This window comes from Chryseobacterium edaphi, from assembly GCF_025628985.1.
GTDB classification, from domain to species: Bacteria; Bacteroidota; Bacteroidia; order Flavobacteriales; family Weeksellaceae; genus Chryseobacterium; species Chryseobacterium edaphi.
Genome location: NZ_JAOTEM010000001.1, coordinates 1,671,222 through 1,693,012, shown reverse-complemented (window position 1 = coordinate 1,693,012; position 21,791 = coordinate 1,671,222). Strand labels below are relative to the sequence as shown.

General features: G+C 36.5%; 24 protein-coding genes. 10 read left to right on the top strand and 14 right to left on the bottom strand.

The window, feature by feature from the left end; translation table 11 throughout:
* Positions 1-7 precede the first annotated feature (7 nt).
* The 4 genes from NZ698_RS07955 (at position 8) to NZ698_RS07940 (ending at position 3,795) form a co-directional block, all read left to right on the top strand.
* Positions 8-280 (top strand): hypothetical protein, encoded by a 273-nt coding sequence (locus NZ698_RS07955; RefSeq protein WP_263002541.1) that lies wholly within the window; start codon positions 8-10, stop codon positions 278-280.
* 176 nt (positions 281-456) lie between these two features.
* Complete coding sequence (gene lpdA, locus NZ698_RS07950) at positions 457-1,845, top strand: dihydrolipoyl dehydrogenase (protein ID WP_056082259.1); 1,389 nt, start codon at positions 457-459, stop codon at positions 1,843-1,845.
* Between the two features lie 400 nt (positions 1,846-2,245).
* Positions 2,246-2,860 (top strand): PH domain-containing protein, encoded by a 615-nt coding sequence (locus NZ698_RS07945; RefSeq protein WP_263002540.1) that lies wholly within the window; start codon positions 2,246-2,248, stop codon positions 2,858-2,860.
* 143 nt (positions 2,861-3,003) lie between these two features.
* Entirely contained in the window at positions 3,004-3,795 is a 792-nt protein-coding gene (locus tag NZ698_RS07940; RefSeq protein ID WP_263002539.1) for a patatin-like phospholipase family protein, read from the top strand.
* 2 nt (positions 3,796-3,797) lie between these two features.
* Here NZ698_RS07940 and ade read toward each other — a convergent pair whose 3' ends face one another.
* The 4 genes from ade to NZ698_RS07920 form a co-directional block, all read right to left on the bottom strand.
* Positions 3,798-5,426: an adenine deaminase gene (ade, locus tag NZ698_RS07935; RefSeq protein ID WP_263002538.1), complete on the bottom strand. Its 1,629-nt coding sequence runs from the start codon at positions 5,424-5,426 to the stop codon at positions 3,798-3,800.
* A 72-nt stretch (positions 5,427-5,498) separates the two neighbouring features.
* Complete coding sequence (locus NZ698_RS07930; RefSeq protein WP_263002537.1) at positions 5,499-5,951, bottom strand: hypothetical protein; 453 nt, start codon at positions 5,949-5,951, stop codon at positions 5,499-5,501.
* 54 nt (positions 5,952-6,005) lie between these two features.
* Complete coding sequence (locus NZ698_RS07925) at positions 6,006-6,716, bottom strand: ABC transporter ATP-binding protein (RefSeq protein ID WP_263002536.1); 711 nt, start codon at positions 6,714-6,716, stop codon at positions 6,006-6,008.
* Positions 6,717-6,797: 81 nt separating this feature from the next.
* Positions 6,798-7,379: a hypothetical protein gene (locus NZ698_RS07920; protein ID WP_263002535.1), complete on the bottom strand. Its 582-nt coding sequence runs from the start codon at positions 7,377-7,379 to the stop codon at positions 6,798-6,800.
* 324 nt (positions 7,380-7,703) lie between these two features.
* On the opposite strand from NZ698_RS07920, the gene NZ698_RS07915 reads away from it, so the two are divergent.
* The 6 genes from NZ698_RS07915 to NZ698_RS07890 all read left to right on the top strand — a co-directional run bounded on the left by NZ698_RS07915 (position 7,704) and on the right by NZ698_RS07890 (position 11,528).
* On the top strand, positions 7,704-7,826 hold the full coding sequence (locus tag NZ698_RS07915) for a hypothetical protein (RefSeq protein WP_263002534.1): 123 nt from the start codon (positions 7,704-7,706) through the stop codon (positions 7,824-7,826).
* Positions 7,804-8,562, top strand: a complete 759-nt coding sequence (locus NZ698_RS07910) for an SDR family NAD(P)-dependent oxidoreductase (protein WP_263002533.1) — start codon at positions 7,804-7,806, stop codon at positions 8,560-8,562. Before NZ698_RS07915 ends, NZ698_RS07910 begins: the two co-directional genes overlap by 23 nt.
* Before the next feature lie 212 nt (positions 8,563-8,774).
* Positions 8,775-9,770, top strand: coding sequence for a VOC family protein (locus tag NZ698_RS07905; RefSeq protein ID WP_263002532.1), 996 nt, complete (start codon positions 8,775-8,777; stop codon positions 9,768-9,770).
* Positions 9,771-9,828: 58 nt separating this feature from the next.
* Positions 9,829-10,272, top strand: coding sequence for a nuclear transport factor 2 family protein (locus tag NZ698_RS07900; protein WP_263002531.1), 444 nt, complete (start codon positions 9,829-9,831; stop codon positions 10,270-10,272).
* A 111-nt stretch (positions 10,273-10,383) separates the two neighbouring features.
* Complete coding sequence (locus NZ698_RS07895; protein WP_438265555.1) at positions 10,384-10,767, top strand: nitroreductase family protein; 384 nt, start codon at positions 10,384-10,386, stop codon at positions 10,765-10,767.
* Between the two features lie 341 nt (positions 10,768-11,108).
* Positions 11,109-11,528 carry a pyridoxamine 5'-phosphate oxidase family protein gene (locus tag NZ698_RS07890; RefSeq protein WP_263002529.1) on the top strand — a complete coding sequence of 140 codons (420 nt, stop codon included), beginning with the start codon at positions 11,109-11,111 and terminating at the stop codon, positions 11,526-11,528.
* A 536-nt stretch (positions 11,529-12,064) separates the two neighbouring features.
* Here the strand turns inward: NZ698_RS07890 and NZ698_RS07885 are convergent.
* The 10 genes from NZ698_RS07885 to NZ698_RS07840 all read right to left on the bottom strand — a co-directional run bounded on the left by NZ698_RS07885 (position 12,065) and on the right by NZ698_RS07840 (position 21,595).
* Positions 12,065-12,886, bottom strand: a complete 822-nt coding sequence (locus tag NZ698_RS07885; protein ID WP_263002528.1) for an alpha/beta fold hydrolase — start codon at positions 12,884-12,886, stop codon at positions 12,065-12,067.
* 266 nt (positions 12,887-13,152) lie between these two features.
* The gene (locus NZ698_RS07880; RefSeq protein WP_263002527.1) at positions 13,153-13,668 is read right to left on the bottom strand and encodes a DsbA family protein; all 516 of its coding nucleotides are present in this window, start codon (positions 13,666-13,668) and stop codon (positions 13,153-13,155) included.
* A gap of 3 nt (positions 13,669-13,671) precedes the next feature.
* Positions 13,672-14,133 (bottom strand): redoxin domain-containing protein, encoded by a 462-nt coding sequence (locus tag NZ698_RS07875; protein ID WP_034974803.1) that lies wholly within the window; start codon positions 14,131-14,133, stop codon positions 13,672-13,674.
* Between the two features lie 4 nt (positions 14,134-14,137).
* Positions 14,138-14,785 carry a YoaK family protein gene (locus tag NZ698_RS07870; protein ID WP_263002526.1) on the bottom strand — a complete coding sequence of 216 codons (648 nt, stop codon included), beginning with the start codon at positions 14,783-14,785 and terminating at the stop codon, positions 14,138-14,140.
* 79 nt (positions 14,786-14,864) lie between these two features.
* Positions 14,865-15,911: a cupin domain-containing protein gene (locus NZ698_RS07865; RefSeq protein ID WP_263002525.1), complete on the bottom strand. Its 1,047-nt coding sequence runs from the start codon at positions 15,909-15,911 to the stop codon at positions 14,865-14,867.
* 294 nt (positions 15,912-16,205) lie between these two features.
* Complete coding sequence (locus NZ698_RS07860; protein WP_263002524.1) at positions 16,206-17,174, bottom strand: NAD(P)H-quinone oxidoreductase; 969 nt, start codon at positions 17,172-17,174, stop codon at positions 16,206-16,208.
* Between the two features lie 26 nt (positions 17,175-17,200).
* On the bottom strand, positions 17,201-17,644 hold the full coding sequence (locus NZ698_RS07855) for a lipocalin-like domain-containing protein (protein ID WP_263002523.1): 444 nt from the start codon (positions 17,642-17,644) through the stop codon (positions 17,201-17,203).
* Between the two features lie 52 nt (positions 17,645-17,696).
* A complete protein-coding gene (locus NZ698_RS07850; protein ID WP_263002522.1) occupies positions 17,697-18,254 on the bottom strand; it encodes a hypothetical protein in 558 nt (185 codons plus the stop codon).
* 552 nt (positions 18,255-18,806) lie between these two features.
* Positions 18,807-19,361, bottom strand: coding sequence for a putative antibiotic biosynthesis monooxygenase (locus NZ698_RS07845; protein WP_263002521.1), 555 nt, complete (start codon positions 19,359-19,361; stop codon positions 18,807-18,809).
* Between the two features lie 20 nt (positions 19,362-19,381).
* Positions 19,382-21,595 carry a hybrid sensor histidine kinase/response regulator gene (locus NZ698_RS07840; RefSeq protein WP_263002520.1) on the bottom strand — a complete coding sequence of 738 codons (2,214 nt, stop codon included), beginning with the start codon at positions 21,593-21,595 and terminating at the stop codon, positions 19,382-19,384.
* Positions 21,596-21,791 lie beyond the last annotated feature (196 nt).

Genomic DNA, 21,791 nt, shown 5'->3' with positions numbered 1-21,791 from the left:
AAACGTCATGAAAAAGTTATTGATATCAACCATTCTTTTAGTAGGATTATCGTTCAATGCTTATGGTCAGAAACGTCCGCCGAGACCGCCTGCACCGCCACATCCATCAAAAACTCAATTGACAAACAGTAAAGCGAGTGAACTGGATAAACGATACCGAACAGAAAAGAAAATGATTATGAATCATCCGGTGGCTACTAAGAAAATGAAAAATGAGCAGTTAAGAGCTTTGAATCTGAGATATCAGAATGAAAAAAAACTGCTGAGAGCTGCAAGATAATCTTCGGGATTAATAATTTAAACGAATTATAAATATAAAAGAGAGAATGCGAAAGTATTCTCTTTTTTGCTTTATAATAAAAATCATATGACTTTTTCCAAAGCATGGTCATATCCATCTGTTTAGACATACAAATCCAATATTTTTCCTTAAATTCGCATAAAAATTTTAATCTAATGAATTACGATATTATTGTCATCGGTAGTGGTCCTGGTGGATATGTTACAGCAATCAGAGCAGCACAGTTGGGTTTTAAAACTGCAATTATCGAGAAAGAAAATTTAGGAGGAATCTGCCTTAACTGGGGATGTATTCCTACAAAAGCTTTATTGAAGTCGGCTCAGGTTTTTCATTACATCAATCACGCTGAAGATTATGGTTTAAATAAAGTGGAAGCGAGTTTTGAGTTTCCGAATGTAATCCAGAGAAGCCGTGGTGTTGCCTCTAAAATGAGCAAAGGAATCGAGTTCTTGATGAAAAAGAACAAAATCGACGTAATTCTTGGTACTGCAAAAGTACAGAAAGGTAAAAAAGTTTCTGTGACTGATAAAGACGGAAAAGTAACTGAATATACCGGAACCAACATTATTTTGGCTACCGGAGCACGTTCTAGAGAATTGCCAAACTTGCCTCAAGACGGTAAAAAAGTAATCGGATACAGACAGGCATTGTCTCTTCCTGAGCAGCCAAAATCTATGATCGTTGTAGGTTCTGGAGCTATCGGTGTTGAGTTTGCTGATTTTTATAACACAATGGGGACGAAAGTAACCGTTGTTGAATTCTTGCCAAACATCGTTCCTGTGGAAGATGAAGAAATCTCAAAACACTTAGAGAAATCTTTGAAAAAGACAGGGATCGAAATTATGACCAACGCATCTGTTGAAAGCGTAGACACAAGCGGAAACGGTGTGAAAGCGACTGTAAAAACAGAAAAAGGAAATATCACTCTTGAAGCTGATATCTTATTATCTGCTGTTGGAATTGCTGCAAACATCGAGAATATCGGTCTTGAAGAAGTGGGAATCCAGACAGATAAGGGTAGAGTTTTGGTAAACGAATGGTACGAAACGTCAGTTCCAGGTTATTACGCAATAGGAGATATTATTCCGACTCAGGCTTTGGCGCACGTTGCTTCTGCTGAAGGAATCACTTGTGTAGAAAAAATCAAGGGAATGCACGTTGAGAAAATTGACTATGGCAATATTCCTGGATGTACTTATTGTCACCCGGAAGTAGCTTCTGTTGGTCTTACAGAAAAGCAGGCTAAAGAAAAAGGTTACGAAATTAAAGTAGGTAAATTCCCTCTTTCCGCAAGTGGAAAAGCCACTGCAAACGGAAATACAGATGGTTTCATCAAAGTAATTTTTGATGCTAAGTATGGCGAATGGTTAGGTTGCCACATGATTGGTGAAGGAGTAACTGATATGGTTGCTGAAGCTGTTGTTGCAAGAAAACTTGAAACTACAGGTCACGAAATTATCAAATCTATTCACCCGCATCCAACGGTTTCTGAAGCAATTATGGAAGCTGCTGCAGCTGCATATGGTGAAGTGATTCACATTTAATTTGAAATAATCAATTTTAAATAATATTAACCACAGATTTTTCTGTGGTTTTTTTGTTTTCTAAAAGTCTGTTTAGATTTAATATTTAAATTTTATGATCCTATTAATTTTTAAACGCAAAGATTTAATTCAACTTTACATTTCATTTTTAGAAAGCAAAGGCAAATAAAATTTGCTTCACAAAGCTTGAAAACACAGCTTTATCAAATCAACTTGTTGATTCTTCTTGGCTCACTTGAATAATTAAGTCTTTAAATTAAATCTTTGCGTCAAAAAATGAATAATCATTTTAGAACATTTATTCAAATTTAAACGGACTTTATGGTAATTTTTTTTGGTTTTATTTCGCTTATTTTCTTAATTTTATTTCACTTAAATAAAATACAAATTAAAATAAATTATGTTTAAAAAATTAGCTGCAGAAGCTCTAGGATTGGGAGATATTGGAAAAATTATTCCGTCTCAAGATTATGACAAAGTAGATTCTGATGATTATATTTTATCGGAGGATAATGAAAAAATCTTCTTTTTAATCAAATCTAAAAGAGATGAATATTGCTTTACAAACAGAGCTTTGATCCATATTGATGGAGCAAGTGCAATTGATAGAAAGAGAATTTTGAGAAGGTATGAATATTATCAGTTTCCTTTCTCTAATGTAGTTTTGCAAACAGCTGGGACAATTGACCTGGATGTTGAAATATCATTTAATATCGGCAATGTCCCTCTGATGATCAGTGTTGCAAAAGGACAGGTTGATCAGTTGAAAGATTTGTACAAGGCACTTTTGGCAATTCAGCAGGTGGTTCATCACAATCATTCATTGTTGAATTTTTCGAATGACAGTTTGCAGAAAGCAATAACAACTGTAGCGGCAGGAAAACAGGAGAGTGTTTCAAAAAGTCAGGAATTGAGAACAATCAACGAATACATTTTCGCATGGAATACGACCAGTTTTGATAAATATACTCAAAAAGATTTTTCAAAAGTTTTTGAAAAGTATATCAATAATTAGAATTTAATTCTGGTAATTATAGAAATGCCACAGATTTTAGTTTGTGGCTTTTATTTTTTCCATTCAACAAAAATTGTTGGTAATGCATAATATTTAATGTCATTATTAATTTTTTTCCAGAGAGTTTTCATTAAATTTATTCAATGAATTTTGAAAAAACAGGATTGGTTTTATCGGGAGGCGGTACTAAAGGTATAGCTCATGCAGGAGTTTTAAAATTCCTTAGCGAGAAAAATATCGATATTGATATTTTGTCATGTTGCAGTGCAGGATCTATTGTCGGCTGTCTCTATGCAATCGGAAAAAAGCCTGAAGAGATTTTAGATTTCTTTCAGTCGATCTATTTTTTCAACTGGAAACATTTTACTTTTAATCAACCGGGTTTGGTTTCCTCCATTATTTTCGCCAATTATCTCAAGCCGATTTTTCAGGATATGAAAATTGGAGAATTAGATAAAGAAGTACGGATTGTTGCTACAGAATTAGTTTCAGGAACCGAAAAAGTTTTTGATAAAGATTTTAAAGTTATTGATGCAATGATTGCTTCCTGCTCAATTCCCGGAATTACAACGCCGTATATTTTGGGTGAAGAAATGTATTGTGATGGGGGAGTTCTCAATAATTTTCCGGCAGATATCATCAGAAAAGATTGTGATAAATTGATTGGCGTGTTTGTTTCGCCGCCACATGATATTAAAATTACCGATCTAAAAACCATTAAATCTATTGTTTCCCGCTCATTCGACTTGTTTTCCTACAGAGTCGAAAAAGTAAAATTTGAATATTGCGATTGGCTGATCTCTTCAAAAGATCTTTCCGCTTTCGGAAATTTTGAAAGAAAAAAAGACCGTCTCGAACAAATTTACAACATTGGTTATGAAGCGGCTAAAGATAGTTACTCTAAAAGTGATTTTATGAAGGAGTTCAAAAATTAAATTTATTTGACAAAAACATCCGTAAACTCAAAACTTTTACCATTAAACAAACCTTTATCACTCAGCTTTAACTCAGGAATTACCAAAAGTGCCATGAATGATAAACTCATGTAAGGTGCTCTTAGTTTGCTGCCTAATTCTTTTGCTCTTCGATCTAATTTGATGTATAATTCTGCAACTTTTTCAGCAGGAAGATTGGTCATAATTCCCGCAATTGGTAATTCTAAAACCAATTCTTCAGTTTCTGTGGCCAATGATATTCCTCCTTTTGCTTTGATTACTGCATTGACTGCTTTACAAATATCTGCATCATCTTTTCCTACAACAACGATGTTATGACAATCGTGGGCAACACAAGATGCGATTGCGCCACTTTTTAAACCGAAATTTTTAATAAATGCAACCGCAACTGGCGCATCACTATAACGATTTACAACTGCAATTTTCAGAATGTCTGCTTCGATATTTGATTCGGCAAATCCATTAATTATTAAAGTGTCTGCTTGAATTTCATGCGTGATCAATTGTCCGTCTAAAGCTTCAATTACACGAATTTTGCCACCTTCACTTTTGAGTTTAAAATCAGAAGGCTGTTTCAGATTACAATTAAAATTATTGACAATCGGGGCTTCAACAGACTGAATGAAAGATTTTCCGTTCTCAGCCACCATTTCACCGTTGATATATGTTTTTATAATAGTAAAATCGTCAGTATTATCAATTTCAATAAAATCTGCATTGTCACCAATTTGTAATAGTCCGATTGGCAAGTTATAGTGGTTCACAACATTGTAAGATGCAGCTCGTAAAACATCATATAAATTGTGACCTTCTTTCAATGCACGTTTCACATGATCATTAATATGAGATTCAATCAAATTATCGGGATGTTTGTCATCACAACAGAACATGATCTGCTCTGGAAAATCTTTTAATAATGGAATTAATGTGTTGAAATTTTTAGCAGCACTTCCTTCTCTGATCATTATTTTTACGCCATGCTTCAGTTTTTCTAAAGCTTCCGTGTGTCCAAAACATTCGTGGTCAGTTGAAATTCCCGCATCAAAATAAGTTTTCATTCCTTCACCCATTAATCCAGGAGCGTGACCATCGATGGGTTTTTTATGTTTTTTAGCAAAAGCTATTTTCCTTAAAACTTCATCTTCATTATAAATTACCCCCGGAAAATTCATCATTTCCGCTAAATAAACGATTTCTTTTCTGCTAAATAATTGATCAATATCCTGAGAATCAATTACTGCTCCTGCAGTTTCAAAATTGGTTGCAGGAACGCATGAAGGAGCTCCAAAATAAAAGTGAAAAGGAACTGTCTCAGCATTAGCAATCATATAATCCACACCTTCAATTCCCAAAACATTGGCAATCTCGTGAGGATCGGAAATCGTTCCTACCGTTCCATGCTTTACGGCAATCCTTGCAAATTCTGACGGAACAAGCATACTGCTTTCTATGTGAACATGAGCATCAATGAATCCCGGTAAAATATAGGTATCTAAACTTTCCTCAATTCTTTTTATAGAAGCGATTTTTTTATCAGAAATAATGATTTCAGCAGGATAAGTTTCCTTTGAAATGATGTCTATTAAATTAGCTTTAACTGTAAATGTCATTGCGCTTTTATTAAAATGAAAAATTCCTAATCGTGAAAATTAGGAATTTATTATTTGATTTTTTAATTAAATTTAATTTTTAACGACCTTTCCATCTTGTCTTACAAAAGTTTTTCCCTCGATATCTGTCACTACCAATGTATAAGCTGGTTTTGTTGCTGAGTTGGTAAGGTAGTTTCTGTATACTTTATAACTGTAATTGTTATTGTTAAACTCGTAGTAATAATTTCCTCCACTTCCGTCAGGAATAAGTTCTCCGTCCGAAATAATCATGCTTGGCTTTGCAGTGATTTTTGTATTGGCACCCCAAGATTGATAAAGGTAATTTCCGTTGGGTTGTTTGTCGATTCTTATTTTAAACTTTTTGGTTTTAATGATAACTGTTTTAGGAACTTTTTCCTGAACTTTTTTTTCTCTGTTATTTTTAATTTCTTTTGGTACATCAGAAATACTATTATCTTTTATCACATTTGCAAAAGACAAAATAGGTACTAAGGTTGCGCACAGTATAATTTTCTTGATCATTTTCGTTAGTGTATTTAAGATTATTCACTGAGGTGTTATCAAATTTAAAGCCAATTAAGAAATGTTTTCAGTCTGAGTATAACTTGCGAAAGCTTCTTCCAGACTTTCAAACTTGCCTTTAAATTCCTCAATTGGGCAATCCTGCAAAATATTTCCTTTATGAATAAGGATCACACGCGAACAAAGTGCTTCAACTTCCTGCATAATATGTGTAGAGAGTAAAACGGTTTTTTCTTTACCAATTTCCTTTACTACATTTCTGATTTCAATGATTTGATTGGGATCTAAACCATTTGTCGGTTCATCTAAAATCAACAAATCCGGTTGGTGAATAATTGCCTGAGCCAATCCGACTCTTTGTTTGTAACCTTTTGAAAGCTGATTTATTTTCTTTGATTTTTCTGGAGTTATTCCCACCAATTCAATCACTTCATCAACTCTTGCTTCAGAAATTTTGTGAATATTCGCTACAAATTGTAAGTATTCTTTCACATACATTTCCATGTACAAGGGATTGTTTTCAGGTAGAAAACCGATGTTTTTTTTGCTTTCAATCTCGTTTTCCGAAATGTTTTTACCATTAAAAATGATTTCGCCTTCATCAATTTTAAGAGCACCTACAATAGATTTCATCAGTGTAGATTTTCCTGCTCCATTGGGACCGAGAAGACCGATGATTTCACTTTTATCAATAGTAATGTTGATATTATTGAGAGCAGTTTGCTCTGCAAACTTTTTGGTGAGATTGATTACTTGAAGAGACATAATTTATGATAATCTTTTTACAAAAATAAAATAAAAAAACTCATTCGGAGAGAATGAGTTGAGTATTATTAAAAAATAAAATTATTTTCTTGATTTATTTTTGGGAGGTACAGGTTTTGTAGCCACAGGTGTTTCATTCACATAGCTTTGTTGTGCTGTTGCAGTGTTAGAAACTTGTGGTGTTACTCTTTGTTGACTTGGCTTATTGTATAAAGCAGCTTTTGAAGTACCGATTCCGAAAATTTTATCAATTTGTTTCTTATTCAAAAACTGTGATTTTCCTACATACTTTCTGTTCTTATTGATAAACTGAATGAATTGTACTGTCGGCTGACCGTAGTTTTTTTCGTAATGAAGTTCAATAATATCATTAGGAAGTTCTAGAGTGACATTTCCGACAGGCTGGTCGATAAAACCATCAGTTACAAGCTTATAAAGTCCCATTACATCAGCATTCACGTCTAAAAACGAAAATGATCTGAAGGTATTTAAATTACTGGTGTTGATATCCTGATAATTAAAAGTAAACCTATTTTCTTTTTTGTAAAGACCTACCGAGTTTTCCTTGCCGATTTCCACCAAGGTCTCATTCTTCAGCACTTTGATCTGCGAAAAAGCAGAAATGCCGAACATGCAGGCAAATAGTAGAATTATTTTTCTCATGCGTTTGATTTTAATATTTTTTGATATGGTAATGCTAATTTAATTATTCTACCATAAACAACAATTTTTTTCTGCGACAAAATTAATGTTTTTTTTTTGAATCTAATTTTGATTGTAAACATTAAAGTAAATTTAACGTTCCTCTTAAATTAAAAAAACCGCTTATTATAAGCGGTTTTAAAGTTATGTGAACTTGAAAGGACTTTATTGAAAATATTTATTGACAGATATAGATAATATATTGCAAGTTTTCAGCAGCTTACAATAAACTGACTCCTGTTGTGCCAATTTTGTCTTATTAAATAACAATCAAAATTTAAATAGATGAACAAGACTATTTTTATTACAGGAGCCAGTACAGGATTTGGAAAATTAACAGCGACAACACTTGCTAAAGCAGGTTTTACGGTAATTGCAGGAATGCATGGTGTCAAAGGAAAAAAATGAAACTGCCGCAAAAGAACTGGAGGCAATTCCCAATATTCACGTTATTGAAATCGATGTTACAGACGACCAATCTGTAACCAATGCTTTTGCTGAAACATTAGAAAAATTTGGAAAAATAGATGTGTTGGTCAACAACGCTGCCTTTTCCGGTTTCGGATTACTGGAAGCATATAGTATTGATAAAATACGTCAGATGTTTGAGGTTAATTTTTATGGCGTGATCCGAACTTATCAAGCTGTGTTGCCATCGATGCGTGAGCATAAAAGTGGTGTGATCATTAATATTAGTTCAGGAGCAAGCGCCCATACATCGCCATTTATGATTCCGTATTTCGCATCGAAATTTGGTGTGGAGAGTATAACGGAAGGTTTGCAAGATGAGCTGAAACAGTTCAACATTGAAAACGTTTCCATCCAGCCCGGCGTCTATCCAACCGAAATGAACACCGGTCAAAAAGCTGGAGTGAATGCAGACAAACCTGAAATTGCAAATCTTTATGACCCCGTTGCAACAGAACAGTTTAACGCAATTGGAAGTGCCTTATTCGGGAAGATGAAAGAGTTCAATAAGGATCCTCAAAAGATTGCCGACGGAATTTTGGAATTGATACAGATGAAACAAGGTTCCCGTCCTTTACGTTTTCCGCTGGACGCTGTTGCGCAGGGAACGGATCTCGAATTTATCAATGCCAGAGCTGAACTGAAAGCTAAATGGTTAGCAAAATATAATGATTAAATTACTTTTCGAAAGAATTAAAAAGGGTTGAAGGATTTGTACTTCAACCATTTTTTAGTTGTTGGTTTTGTTGAATTTACGATGATGTTTTTTCAATAAGATTGCATTTCATTGACATTTGTTTGTTTTTTTTTCAAGCTTTTGTCAATGGAAGAAGGTGGTCAAATGGCAGAAATTTGCTTTATCAAATAACAATAAAAAAATTAAATAAGATGAGCAATTTAAAAAAACAAATCAAAGCAACCGCAGTAGCCGGTGCATTATTAGCGTCAGCTTCAGTTTCTAATCTTGGCGCACAACAGAAAGCTGGAATTATCGGAATAGACCACGTTGGAATCAATGTTCCGGATATGAATCAGGCAGTTAATTTCTTCACAGATGTATTGGGTTTTTCAGCAGTAACCACATTAGGACCGATTCCTTTGGATGATACCTGGAAGAAAAATAATCATATGCAGTCTGGAACTGGTGCAGTAACCATTAGAATGGTAAAAGCCGGAACTGGTGCCAATATCGAATTATTCCAATATCAGGATAATAAAGGCAGTAAACAATTCCCTGGCGGAGATGACCTTGGTGCAAGCCACATCGCTTTTTATACAGATGACATCAAGCAAAGTGTAACATTTTTAAAAAGTAAAGGTGTACAGTTTTTGGGTGAACCATTTCTAATGCCTTCTGGTGATACAGAAGGCGAAACCTGGGTTTATTTCTTAACACCTTGGGGAGCAAAAATGGAACTGGTTTCCTATCCCAACGGAAAAGGTTACGAAAAGAATAAACCAGCAACTATTCTATGGTCTCCGAAAGATGTTCATTCATCAAAATCAGAAAGTTCAAAAAATTTATCCGAGACAGAAATCCGTTTATTGGTTGAGACACACTTAGCCATCTGGAATGAAAGTGATCTGAAGAAACGTGAAGCTTTGATGAAAAAAGTTTATGCAGAAGATATTGAGATGGTGGACAGCCATTTTATAGCAAAAGGTTTTAAAGAGATCAACGGTTTTGTGGAAGATCTTCAGAAAAAAGCACCTGGTTCCAAATTTACCCACGTCAAATCGATTGATGTCAATCATAATATTGCACGCCTATTCTGGCAGAACGGAACAACTGATAAACCTGATGCAGTAACCGGAATGGATCTTTTCGTATTCGAGAACGGAAAAGCGGTGAAACTCTATGTTTTCGTGGACAGCAAAAAATAATCTTCGACATTAAAATCAACCAAAATTTACTTAATAATAACATTTAAAATTATCAATTATGAAATCTTCAGTCATCAACCCAAACTCAAAAAATGAAACATTGATCCGCGAACTGTACAGAATCGCAGAGATTCAGGATACAAAAGGATTCGTTGACCTGTTCGCAGAAGACGGCTATTTCTGGGATGTCTCTGCCGGAACCAAATATTACGGTGAAGATATCGGTAAAACGGTCGATGTGTACGCCACTGCTTTTCCAGATATGCACAGAGAATTGTATGATCTCTATGTTTTGGAAGATGAAAATACGGTGGTTGTGGAATTATCTCTGAACGGAACACACAAAGGACCACTACAATTGCCATCAGGAACGATTGCGTCAACAGGAAAAACAATGCAGACGCCTTGTTGTGATGTTTTTAAAATCGAAAATGGAAAAATAAAATCATTTCATTGTTACACTGCAGCAACGATTATGTTGGGACAGTTGGGACTTTTTTAAAACTCAATAGATCAGGATGAATGATAAAATTTTTTCATCCTGATTTAAAAAATGTTATAACGAATGGAAAATATTATAGACCTTCTGAACTGGCGTTATGCCGCTAAAAGAATGACAGGTGAAAAGGTCGTAGATGAAAAAATCAATACCATTTTGGAAGCTGCACATTTAGCGCCTTCTGGGATAGGTTTACAGCCTTATGAGATCATCGTCATCAGTGATCCTGATATCAAAAAACAGATTCTCCCTATTGCTATGGATCAATCCGTAGTTACTGAGTCTTCTCATCTGTTGGTTTTCGCCGTTTGGGATGAATATACCAAGGAAAGGATCGACCACGTTTTTGATCATCTCATTTTAAAACGACATTCTGAATCTGCATCTTATGAAAGACAAAGGCATTTTGCCAAACAGTTCTTTGGCAATATGAGTATTGAAGAGAATTTTCATCACGCTGCAAAACAGGCCAACATTGCTTTAGAAAGAACAGTTTAAAAAACCGTTCAAGATTTTCAGAATAAAAATTTAAAAATAAGACAATGGAAAAAGATACTATTTAGTTTGGCGAGCCTTACAGCGATTAATTGTTAACAAATTCTATACTTGTTTCTTTAAATCATCGCAACCAAAGCAATTGTAAAACAAAGCTTCCATTTTTCTAATCACTGTTCTGAATGGTTGCTAATGAGTAAAAGGAGTAGATTAGCAACAGCTTATTTTAATAATTTGGCTAATGTTATTTTATAAAGGTTTTTATCGGTACGTGTTTTGGTTATGACACGAAACAGGTTGTTCTGTAAATTATCATCAAAAACATTAATTAAACAAAAGTTAAAATGAAAAAAGCATCATTAAAAACAATTGCAGAAAAGATGAAGGATCTAGACTTCTGCATGATGACTACAAGAGACGGAAGGCAGACTCTGCATTCGAGACCAATGAGTAACAATGGTAAGGTAGATTATGACGGTGATTCGTGGTTTTTTACGTTTTCTGACAGTAATAAAGTTCGTCAAATTGAAAAAGATGACAAAGTAAGTTTAGTTTATCAGACCGATGATATGCTTTTCATCGAATGTTATGGTACTGCAACAATTGTAACTGATAAGAAAATTCTCAGTGATAAATGGGTTGATAGTCTTGAACAATGGTTTCCCGATGGTATCGAAACACCGGGTATTTGCCTGATTAAAGTAACTTCTCAACGTGTTACGTTTTGGCATAAGGATGAAGAGGGTGAATATATTTCCTCATAATAACTAATTACAAAAATTTCCTGAGGAGTGTGTATCATCTTTAATCTTAAATGATAAAAATTGTTGTAAAAAATTAACAATATCATAATAAAAAAATCGTGAATTATAAGAAGATATGAATTGCAATACTATTAACGTATTATCAAAAAAATGGAGTTCAAACTAACTCCATTTTTTAGTATATGAATCTTCGGCTAATAAAATTTTATACCACAAAAATTATTAGTCTGCTAATGTTTTGGTCGGATAAACATACGATAGAAAAAAACCGACAAAGAAGCGAACTTCAAATGTCGGTTTTGGTAATATAGGATTTTCTCCACTCAAATGTTATATATCTCAATAATTTACAAGTAAATAAAGTCACTTAGGACAAAATTAGACTCATTTTTTGCCTGTAATACAGAAATAATTTTTAACTTTTTTAATAATCGCGCTCATCGAAGACATAAACTGATTACTAAAATTTCAAAATGTTAATATGCATAAATGATTGTTTGAACTTCATCCTTTTCTATATTTAAATTATACCTGAACTAAGCCTCAATAAACTCCAAAAGGTCTTTATTAATAACATCTGCGTGAGTTGTCGGCATTCCGTGAGGAAAACCCGGATATGTTTTTAAAGTTCCGTTTTTCAATAATTTGATTGATTTTAACGCCGCATTTTGATAAGGCACAATTTGGTCGTCTTCACCGTGAAGCACCAAAACCGGAATATCAACAGCTTTCAAATCTTCTCTGAAATCAGTCTCAGAAAACGCTTTGATGCCGTCGTAATGAGCCACAATTCCGCCCATCATTCCTTGTCTCCACCAATTTCTCTGTACACCTTCTTTCACATCTGCACCTTCTCTATTGTAGCCATAGAAAGGGAAAGTCAAATCGATATAAAACTGCTGTCTGTTGTTCAAAGTCTGGTCTCTGATGCCATCAAAAACGGACATCGGAACACCATCCGGATTACTGTCGCTCGCTACCATAATTGGCGGCACGGCACTGATTAAAACTGCTTTTTTAGCTCTTCCATTAGCATATTTATTTACATATCGAATAACTTCGCCACCACCTGTAGAATGACCGATGTGAACTACATCTTTCAAATCTAAGAATTCTACCAATTCAGCTGCATCAGAAGCATATTGCTCAATCGTGTGATTGTAAATATCCTGGCTAGAACGGCCGTGACCTCTTCTGTCGTGTGTCACCACTCTGTAACCTCTTTGCAGGAAGAAAATAACCTGCGCATCCCAATCGTCAGATGACAAAGGCCATCCGTGGTGAAACATTAAAGTTGGTCCTTCGCCTTGGTCTTTGTAAAAAATCTCTGTTCCGTCTTTTAATTTTAGTGTGCTCATAATTTAATTTTTTAATGTTGTGATTAATTTATTTTAATATTTTGTTGTCTTAATTCTTTAGCAAATGTAGGATGGTTCAATTCGTTTCTCGTTAATCTAGTTTAATATCGTACATTTTTGAAAAATAATTTTTATTTGGGCAGCTTTATCCGCCTTCCGTTCCCGCTTTTTTTGTCATTGCGAACAAAGTGAGGCAATCAGTTGAACGATTCAGCAATCGCAATGACAAAAAAGAGCTCCACTCAAGTCGGGCTGCAGATTCGGCTTCAGTTCACGTTTTCCCTTACCAATTCCAAAAGGTCTTCCGCGCCACCATCAAATTTATTTCCATTTACGAAAAAAGAAGGCGTTCCGTTCACGCCACTCATAATTCCGCTTTCAAAATCTGAATCAACCTTATCTGCCAACTCAGTGCTTTCCAAATCCTTTTCAAATTGAGGAATGTTCAGTTCTAATTGTTCCGCCAGTTTCATTAATAAGTTCTCATTCAAATCTCTCTGGTTTTCATAAATCGCATCGTGCATTTCCCAGAATTTCCCTTGTAGATTGGCTGCCTCCGCTGCGACGGCCGCCAGTCTTGCATATTGATGCATTTCAGACAATGGAAAGTTTCTGAAAACAAATTTAATTTGACTTCCAAATTCTTTCATTAATTCCTTCAGAACCGGATAAGCGGCGCCACAGTATGGACATTGATAATCTCCGTACTCTACGATAACGAGGTCAGCTTCTAAGTTGCCTTGTGCGTGGTCAGTGTTGCTGACAGTTGGTTTTAGTGACATAATTTATTTTGTGTTAAGGGTTTCTAAAGCATCTAAAATTCCGTCCGCGCCAGGATTGATTGCCGTTGGCGACAGATAACTCCATTCTATGATTCCATCTTTGTTGATGACGAATAATGCGCGTTTACATTCACCTTCTTCCTCATCATAAACACCATATTTCTTGGCAATTTCTCCTTTTGCTTCGAAGTCTGCGAGTAAAGGGAAGTGTAAATTTCTGGATTGGGCAAATGCCAGATGACACCATTTGCTGTCCACAGAAATTCCGAAAATCTCTGCATCGTATTTCTTGAAAAACTTCAAAGTTTCATTGTATAAAGCCATCTGGTCGCTGCAAACCGGACTCCAGTCGGCTGGATAAAAAGCGAGAATGACATTCTTTCCTTTGAATTCTGAGAGTGTAATTTTCTGGTCTGGCGTTGCGTACAATGTAAAATCTGGGGCAACATCGTTTTTCTGTAACATAATATTAGTTTTTAGTGTTAATTCTTGAAATCAGTATTCCGCAAATCATCAGTAATAATGCAGGAATCATCAAAATCCATTTTCCAAGATAACCGAGTAGGAAAGGAGCGATAAACGCACCGGATAAAAATCCTATCCACAAAAGCAAAAGATGAACGGCGTTGGATTTGTACGCTTCTTTTTCAACTTTATCATCGGTCATCGTAAGCATTGCGGTGTTCCTTGCCAGGCTGTTCAGAGTTCCTGTTACAAAATCTGTATTTACCTTTTGACTTCCGACAGAAGTCACAATCGTGTTCATCATTCCCATTGAAAGTCCGACGATTGCAATGGATAACAGATTATTGATATTATAAAAATAAGCAATAATTGAATAGAAAATGAGAATTCCGGAAACAAGATGAAAAGTTAATATTTGGTTCTTAATTCTCTTCCATAATGAAAGACAGGTTCCGGCATAAATTCCTAGTAAAAAACAACTTATGACTGTAACTGAGGTAATAACGATTCCAAATTTTCCGATTGAAAGCGCCGCTCCAAGTGAAGTGGTATTTCCACTCATAAAAGAGACGTAGGTTTTCCACTGAATCAATCCTGTTGCATCGATGTAGCCTGCAATCAAAGCTAAAAATATCGCCAATCTCTCTTGCATCTTAATTGAATCAGATGAAACGGAAGGGTTTGTTTTAATGACAGAATTATCCAATATTTCAAGAGATTGTGTTTAAATCTTATTTCTTAGGCTGAATAAAAACTTTCTCAGTCGGTAATTTCTCAATTTCGCCATCTTTCAAACCAAAATTAGTAATGACAACATCTTTCGGATTTCCAGCCAGCCATTCGCTCAAATCAATCGACTCATATTTTCCGCTGTTGAAGCCAATCAGAATTCTGCAAACCGCGTCGCCTGTATTTTTGATGTAATGTCCGGCTCCCATTGGAACATAACCCACATCTCCGGCACTAAACTGTTCTGTAACACAAGTAGATTCTGCAAGAAAAACCGACATTTCCGCTTGTCCTGAAATAAAATATTGCCACTCGTCCGCATTCGGATGCCAGTGCATTTCTCTCAAAGCGCCGGGTTGCAATTCCAAAATAGAACCGGACATTGTACTGCTGATTGGGAATTCTTTACTCGTCACCAATCTCTGTAAACCTCCGCCTGGAACAATTCTCGGCTGTTGAGAATGCAAAGGATAACGGTGAAAACTCGTCAATTCGATATCAGATTCATTTGGGCGAGCTTCAGCTACGAAGGACATCTCATCCGGAACAATTCCTGCAGCGAAATACGCTTCTTTCTGAGGTAAAGCCGCAACTTCCTCTAAAGTTAAATTTAAATTCTGAGCTACAACTTCCGGTGGTACAGACGAAACAAAATCAGTCACGCTGAACGTATGGTCTTCGGAAAAATTACCGTTGTCAAAAATCAAAATGAAATGACATTCTTCCGTTCCTGTCGCCTGAATCGAGTGACCGTAACCTTTTGGAAAATACCAAACATCGCCCGGCTCAAAATTGTCTGTATAGCTATGTCCATCAGGATGAATAATCGTGGTACGAACCGTTCCCGAAATGACGTAAGCCCATTCTGCGGCGTTGGCGTGCCAGTGCAATTCTCTCATACTTCCCGGTTGCAGTCTCATAGAAACACCCGCAATACCTATAGAAGCTGGGAAATCTTTTACGGAGGCGCCTCTTGTAGTTCCACCGTCGTTGGTTCTAGGTTCTTTTTTCTCTAATTCGTATTTGAAACTTAATGATGCAGTATTCATAATGATAGTTTTTGTGATGAATGATTGTTTGTCTTTATTTCTACTGTAAAGCTACCCCGGAATCAAAAGATTTTGAAGTGCTTTTCGGTGAATGGGCAAAATGAGTCGGTGGGAATTTGAAAGGAGTAGTTGGTGTCTTTAGAGTAAAGATAATAGAGGAGAGATAATAGACTTTCAATTTGAATTTTAAGTCAAAAAACTCTTATTGATGAGGATTTTATTAATGAAAAATCCTTCACAATTTGAATTGAGAAGGATTGAAATTCAATTTAGATTATTAATTAACCTATCGCTTTATCTCACAAGAATAATCTTTCCTATGTGTGAACCATCTTCAAGCAGTCGATGCGCTTCCGCAGCTTCTGAGAAAGGAAATGTTTTGAAAATGACAGGTTTGAACTGTTTAGATTCAATCAAAGGCCAGACATTCTTTTGGATTTCCTTGGCCAATTGTTTTTTGAATTCATATTCACGGCTTCTCAAAGTACTTCCTGTAACGGTCAGGCGCTTGATCATCACTTTCCAAATATCAAGGTCTACACGACTGCCACTTACGGCATTGATTTGAACCAATTTGCCTTCAGGTTTCAGAATATTGATGTTTTTGGCCAGATAATCACCGCCAATCATATCCAGAATGACATCTACACCTTCATCTTGCAGTTCGGCTTCAAAATTCTGGGTCTTATAATTAATATAAGAATCTGCGCCGAGTTCAAGACATTTCTGGCCTTTTTCATCGGAACCAACCGTGACAATTACTTTTGAACCCAATGCGTGCGCAATCTGAATTCCCGTGATTCCAATCCCGCTGTTTCCGCCGTGGAGCAAAAGGGTTTCTCCAGGTTGAAGATTTCCTCTCTGAAAAACATTAGACCAAACCGTAAAAACAGTTTCCGGTAAACTCGCCGCCTCAGCAAAACTTAAATCTGCCGGAATTGGCAAACATTGGCCTTCTCTCACAGCGACACATTCTGCGTAACCGCCACCTGCGAGAAGTGCACAAACTCTGTCGCCAACGGTGAAGTCAACGACATCGGGTCCGCATTTTACAATGGTTCCGGCAACTTCCAATCCCGGAATTTCGGCAGAAGCTCCATCCGGTGCAGGATAATTGCCTTCACGCTGGAACACATCTGGACGGTTGATTCCTGCGGCTTTCACTTCGATTAAGACTTCTTCCCCGGATATTTCGGGAGTAGGGTATTCCTGTAATTCCAATACATCAGGACCTCCAGGTTTTGTAATAACGATTGCTTTCATTTTTTTAATTTTAATATCAGATTCTTTCAAACTCTCTTCCAGGTCAGTTGATGAGTCACCAACCGGGAATTGCTGGTGAATGGTTTCTCACTTTGTAGATGCAGAAAACCATCTTTAAAGATAACGATTCTATTCTGCGTTTGCCCCGTCCAGTTGGGAAAAAGTGAGATGTACATTGTGTGGCTTACCAACTGTTTTTCATCATCCGTTTTGAATGGACCCGAATACGCAAGATAGGTTGAGCCTTCCTGTGTATATTCTTCAGGCGTGGCATTGGTCCAATGTTCCTGATGAAAGTTTTCCCGGTGCGTATCCATAATTTGTGCCGACATATAGCCGTCAGGATTGTAAATAATCAGACCTTTCGCATTTTCACCCATCGGATGGGTGATTTCTCCGCCATCGACAGGAACTTCGATGAGTTCTACCAAAGTCCAGGTTCCTAAAAGTTTTTCAAAAAGTTTTTCCATAACTTTAAAATGAAATGAGCGTACCGAGATACGCCCATTATGTTTTTTTGAATTAGAAAGGTTGGTTGTATTTTCCAGTCAACGCTTTGTTTTCGATGCTTTTTGCAAAGTTGGGTGTTTCTTCGTGGTTGTGGGCGTCGGAAGCGGCTTGTCTGGAAGCAGCGGCGTCAGCAAGATTCACGTTGTGTTCTTTCAGGTATTCGAACATTTGAGGAGTTGCAGTGGCGTGGATTTCGTTGGTGTATAATGTTGTGTTATCATCGATTTTTGTGGCTTTTAGTTCCCATAAAACCTGAACTTTGGTATGGCCGCCTTTAGTAATGGAATCTGAGATGGATAACATTCTGCAGTAATCCGGACGGTGTTCAACGGCAACATAATGCTGAACCATCAAAGCATCTCCGATTGTTTCGACATTTAAAGAAACCGGTTCGCCATCATACGTGGTAGAGATGGCGGCTCCGATGTGCTGCGTAGAGCATCTTTGATATTCTGCGTCGGGAAGATTTAATAACCAATCTGCTATGTTAACTTTTTCGATTGGGGCATTGATAATCGCTGTAACGGTAGAGTGAGACAATGCGTTTTCTGGTGTTTGAATAATTTCCATAATGTTTTAATTTTAAGTGTTTAAATTATTTATTTGATAGTGTAAAGCTACTATCCACTGATTTCAAAATCAATTGAAATTCGATGAACAGGCAGAAAGTGTCGTTTGAAATTTGAAATGGAAAGTTGTTTCGTTACAAAACCCTCGATTTGCGACCTATGTAAAAGTTGTTTTGTTTCCCGCAGACCGTGGGAAACTTCCGCCAAAGTTGTTTGGTTACAAAACACTTGATTTGTGACCAAAGTAAAAGTCATTTGGTTACAAAACGGTCGTTTTGAGACTTCCGCCAAAGTTGTGCAGATTGCAAAACGGTAGTCGTGAGCAACGGTAAAGTTGTTTTGCTTTAAATAAGCTGTTTTGGAGAAAAACAAAATGGGTTTTAATTTAAACAATTTGTTTTGAGAGAATGCAAGTTGTGTTTTATTCTAAATGGGTTGCTTTGACAGAATGCAAGTTGAGTTTTACTCTAAACAGGTTGTTTGAAAAAGCATTAAAATAAAAAAATCCATCCCTTTTTTGTTTGAGACGGATTTTATATAAAATCGAATATTCTTATTTATAAAGCCACTTCCTAATCAACTTCGTATAATTCGGCATCACCACGTAAATCACCAGGAAAACCAGACAGCCTGTACTGACCAAAGTGTCAAAATACCGATTGGCAGGAATATTCATTAATCGTAAAGAGGGCAATAACAGTAATTGCATCAGCAATGATAAAGGATAGATGGCAGACCAGGTTGCCAGATATTGTTTCCAACGAACTGGAACTTTGTTGTCTGTTTTTTCACCATAAAAAAGAAAATCCAACCCGGATTTGATTTCGTAATTATCTTCTTTTGTGAATAATGGATGCGCTTTGTCAATCAGTTTTCTTCTGGTATCAGATTCCATCCAGTTTCTAAGATTTTCAATCGTATCAAAGCGAATGATGACGGTGTAAACAAACGTCAGATTCGGAATCGGGCGCACGATTTGCCAGTCGATAAAACCTTTTGCACTTTTGGAAACGGGCAGAATTTCATCAAGCCATTTTTCATATTCGATTTGTTTTCCGTCGAGAACGTGATGGGTGATGACCACCGATGCGCCTTGAGTTTCCATCATAAAATTGGTTTTTAATTCATTTAATTCTCGATCGACTGCATAAATAACTTGGTTTCGAAGAAAGATTTCAGTAAAATATCTTTTACTTCTTCCAAAGCTTTTTCTGATGACGGATTTTCTTCTGTTGTTAATTCTAAAATATCTAATTTTTCCTCTAATAAAGTTAGCAAACCCATTATCGCAACACTCGATTTTAAATCGTGGGCTCTCAGTTTTAGCAATTTAAAATCTTTATTTTCATAAGCCAGTTTCAGTTCCTGCAAATGAATCGGAACATTATCTAAAAACTGCTGCGTCACGGTTCTTTCAAAATCTTTGTCGCCATTGCTGATAGACTTCAAATAGGTAATGTCGATGAACTCATAATTAGAAGCAGTTTCTTCGGTTTTTACTTCGGTTTTTTCGTTTTCTTTTAATCCGAAATTGGAGATTAATTTGAATAACTCGTCTTCTTTTATCGGTTTAGAAATGTATTCGTTCATTCCACGGCTCATACATCTTTCGCGTTCGCCGGCCAAAGCGTGTGCGGTCATTGCGATGATTGGCGTGTTCAGTTTCAGCTCTTCACGGATGGTTTGCGTGGCAACGTAACCGTCCATTTGTGGCATTTGGATGTCCATTAAAACCAAATCACAGTCGTTGTTTCTCAAAAATTCTACTGCTTCCAGACCGTTGTTTGCAGTATCAAAATCAATGTTCCATTGTGAGAGAAGATGCTTCATCAGACTTTGGTTGATAGCATTGTCATCCACGATTAACACTCTCAAAGGTGCATTTGTTTTATCTTTAAAATAATCGGTATCAATCTTAGGAATCACATTCAGCTGTTCTTTTGCAATTGTGTAAGGAATATAAAAGTGAAAAGTCGTGCCTTTCCCCTGTTCGCTGATGACTTCGATATTGCCGTTCTGCAACTGAATCAGGCTTTTCACAATCGATAAACCCAGTCCGGTTCCACCGTAATTTCGGGTCGTCGAATCTTCGCCCTGATTGAATCTTTCAAAGACTTCAATGAGTTTCTCTTTATCAATTCCGATTCCGGTATCAGAAACTTTAAAACCGACAATGACTTCATTTTCGGTCTGTTGTTTTTTGTAAATTTCGATATTAATGTTTCCCTGATGCGTAAATTTAATGGCATTTCCGATGAGGTTGACCAAAATTTGCGTGAGTCTCGTGGCGTCGCCATTCAACGTATCAGGAATGGAAGTGTCGATTTTGCTGGAAATAGTTAAGCCTTTTTCTTTGGCTCGTTCTACGAAAAATGTTTCGACAGAATTCACCAATCCATTGATGCTGAAGATGCCTTTGGTAATGCGCATCATTCCGGCTTCGATTTTTGATAAGTCTAAAATATCATTGATAATCGCCATCAGATTTTCCCCCGAACGCTGAATGGAAGAGACAAATTCTTTCGAAGTTTCATCCAAAGGTCTTTTTTGCAAAAGGTTCGTAAAGCCCAAAATTCCACTCAAAGGCGTTCTGATTTCGTGGCTCATATTGGCGAGGAAATTTTCTTTGGTTTGTGCAGCAACCGACGCTTTTTTCTCTGCAACATCCAATTCCTGAATCAACAATCTCTGACGTTTGAACTGGCGAAGAATGTGATAACCGACAATGGAACCGCTTAAAATTAAAAGAATCAATAAGGAAATATCATATAATCTCGCTTTTTGTCCCATCGCTTCAGTCTCTTTGCTGAGGTCAACCATATGAAGTTTTCGGCTTTCGTAGATTTTTGCAGTGATGGAAGTGATTTCATTAGAGATTTTTCTGGCTCTCGGGTTGGCGATGGAAGTGTTGTCGTCCATATTTCCAAGGGTGTGATAACGGAGCAGTAATTTGTCTTTCGTCGTTTTCTTTTCCATCGCAAGAACGCTCAATCTATGTATCCACTTTTCTTCCACATCGTCTGAGTTGTCTTTGGAAAGGGAATCTAGAAAATTTTCTATCTGACTGATTTTTTGGTCGATGCCTTCGAGGTGAGTGGTGTCGTTGGTGGCAATGGAAGCTCTAATTCTGCTTTCTACGCCGAGAATATCACGGTCGATTTCACGCAAATGATTGCTCGAACGCAACTCGTTGAGAAGTCGGTTGTTATTTTGGATGAGCTCTTTGGTATTTTTAGCCGAATTGATTTGAACCGCTATCAACAGGAGAGAACCCGCAATAAATGTGAGGATGATGAAATAACTGAACCGTCTGTTTCCCATTACTGAGGATATTTTTTTCATAAGTGTTTGTACTTATTTTGAATTGTTGAAAACCACCCCGTCAAAAATTCTTTGAATTTTCGCCACCCCTCCAGAGGAGGGGAATTTTTGCGCTCTGATTAGAACGTTGAATCTGCAGCCCGGCTTGAACGGAGCTCTTTTTTGTCATTGCGATTGCTGTAAAGTTCAACAAATTGCTAAAGTTTATTCGCAATGA

Excerpts from the sequence above, each read along its gene's own strand:
- NZ698_RS07955 (WP_263002541.1), top strand. The coding sequence starts at position 8 with ATGAAAAAGTTATTGATATCAACCATTCTTTTAGTAGGATTATCGTTC.
- lpdA (WP_056082259.1), top strand. The coding sequence starts at position 457 with ATGAATTACGATATTATTGTCATCGGTAGTGGTCCTGGTGGATATGTT.
- NZ698_RS07945 (WP_263002540.1), top strand. The coding sequence starts at position 2,246 with ATGTTTAAAAAATTAGCTGCAGAAGCTCTAGGATTGGGAGATATTGGA.
- NZ698_RS07940 (WP_263002539.1), top strand. The coding sequence starts at position 3,004 with ATGAATTTTGAAAAAACAGGATTGGTTTTATCGGGAGGCGGTACTAAA.
- ade (WP_263002538.1), bottom strand. The coding sequence starts at position 5,426 with ATGACATTTACAGTTAAAGCTAATTTAATAGACATCATTTCAAAGGAA.
- NZ698_RS07930 (WP_263002537.1), bottom strand. The coding sequence starts at position 5,951 with ATGATCAAGAAAATTATACTGTGCGCAACCTTAGTACCTATTTTGTCT.
- NZ698_RS07925 (WP_263002536.1), bottom strand. The coding sequence starts at position 6,716 with ATGTCTCTTCAAGTAATCAATCTCACCAAAAAGTTTGCAGAGCAAACT.
- NZ698_RS07920 (WP_263002535.1), bottom strand. The coding sequence starts at position 7,379 with ATGAGAAAAATAATTCTACTATTTGCCTGCATGTTCGGCATTTCTGCT.
- NZ698_RS07915 (WP_263002534.1), top strand. The coding sequence starts at position 7,704 with ATGAACAAGACTATTTTTATTACAGGAGCCAGTACAGGATTTGGAAAA.
- NZ698_RS07910 (WP_263002533.1), top strand. The coding sequence starts at position 7,804 with ATGGTGTCAAAGGAAAAAAATGAAACTGCCGCAAAAGAACTGGAGGCA.
- NZ698_RS07905 (WP_263002532.1), top strand. The coding sequence starts at position 8,775 with ATGAGCAATTTAAAAAAACAAATCAAAGCAACCGCAGTAGCCGGTGCA.
- NZ698_RS07900 (WP_263002531.1), top strand. The coding sequence starts at position 9,829 with ATGAAATCTTCAGTCATCAACCCAAACTCAAAAAATGAAACATTGATC.
- NZ698_RS07895 (WP_438265555.1), top strand. The coding sequence starts at position 10,384 with ATGACAGGTGAAAAGGTCGTAGATGAAAAAATCAATACCATTTTGGAA.
- NZ698_RS07890 (WP_263002529.1), top strand. The coding sequence starts at position 11,109 with ATGAAAAAAGCATCATTAAAAACAATTGCAGAAAAGATGAAGGATCTA.
- NZ698_RS07885 (WP_263002528.1), bottom strand. The coding sequence starts at position 12,886 with ATGAGCACACTAAAATTAAAAGACGGAACAGAGATTTTTTACAAAGAC.
- NZ698_RS07880 (WP_263002527.1), bottom strand. The coding sequence starts at position 13,668 with ATGTCACTAAAACCAACTGTCAGCAACACTGACCACGCACAAGGCAAC.
- NZ698_RS07875 (WP_034974803.1), bottom strand. The coding sequence starts at position 14,133 with ATGTTACAGAAAAACGATGTTGCCCCAGATTTTACATTGTACGCAACG.
- NZ698_RS07870 (WP_263002526.1), bottom strand. The coding sequence starts at position 14,785 with ATGCAAGAGAGATTGGCGATATTTTTAGCTTTGATTGCAGGCTACATC.
- NZ698_RS07865 (WP_263002525.1), bottom strand. The coding sequence starts at position 15,911 with ATGAATACTGCATCATTAAGTTTCAAATACGAATTAGAGAAAAAAGAA.
- NZ698_RS07860 (WP_263002524.1), bottom strand. The coding sequence starts at position 17,174 with ATGAAAGCAATCGTTATTACAAAACCTGGAGGTCCTGATGTATTGGAA.
- NZ698_RS07855 (WP_263002523.1), bottom strand. The coding sequence starts at position 17,644 with ATGGAAAAACTTTTTGAAAAACTTTTAGGAACCTGGACTTTGGTAGAA.
- NZ698_RS07850 (WP_263002522.1), bottom strand. The coding sequence starts at position 18,254 with ATGGAAATTATTCAAACACCAGAAAACGCATTGTCTCACTCTACCGTT.
- NZ698_RS07845 (WP_263002521.1), bottom strand. The coding sequence starts at position 19,361 with ATGATGGAAACTCAAGGCGCATCGGTGGTCATCACCCATCACGTTCTC.
- NZ698_RS07840 (WP_263002520.1), bottom strand. The coding sequence starts at position 21,595 with ATGAAAAAAATATCCTCAGTAATGGGAAACAGACGGTTCAGTTATTTC.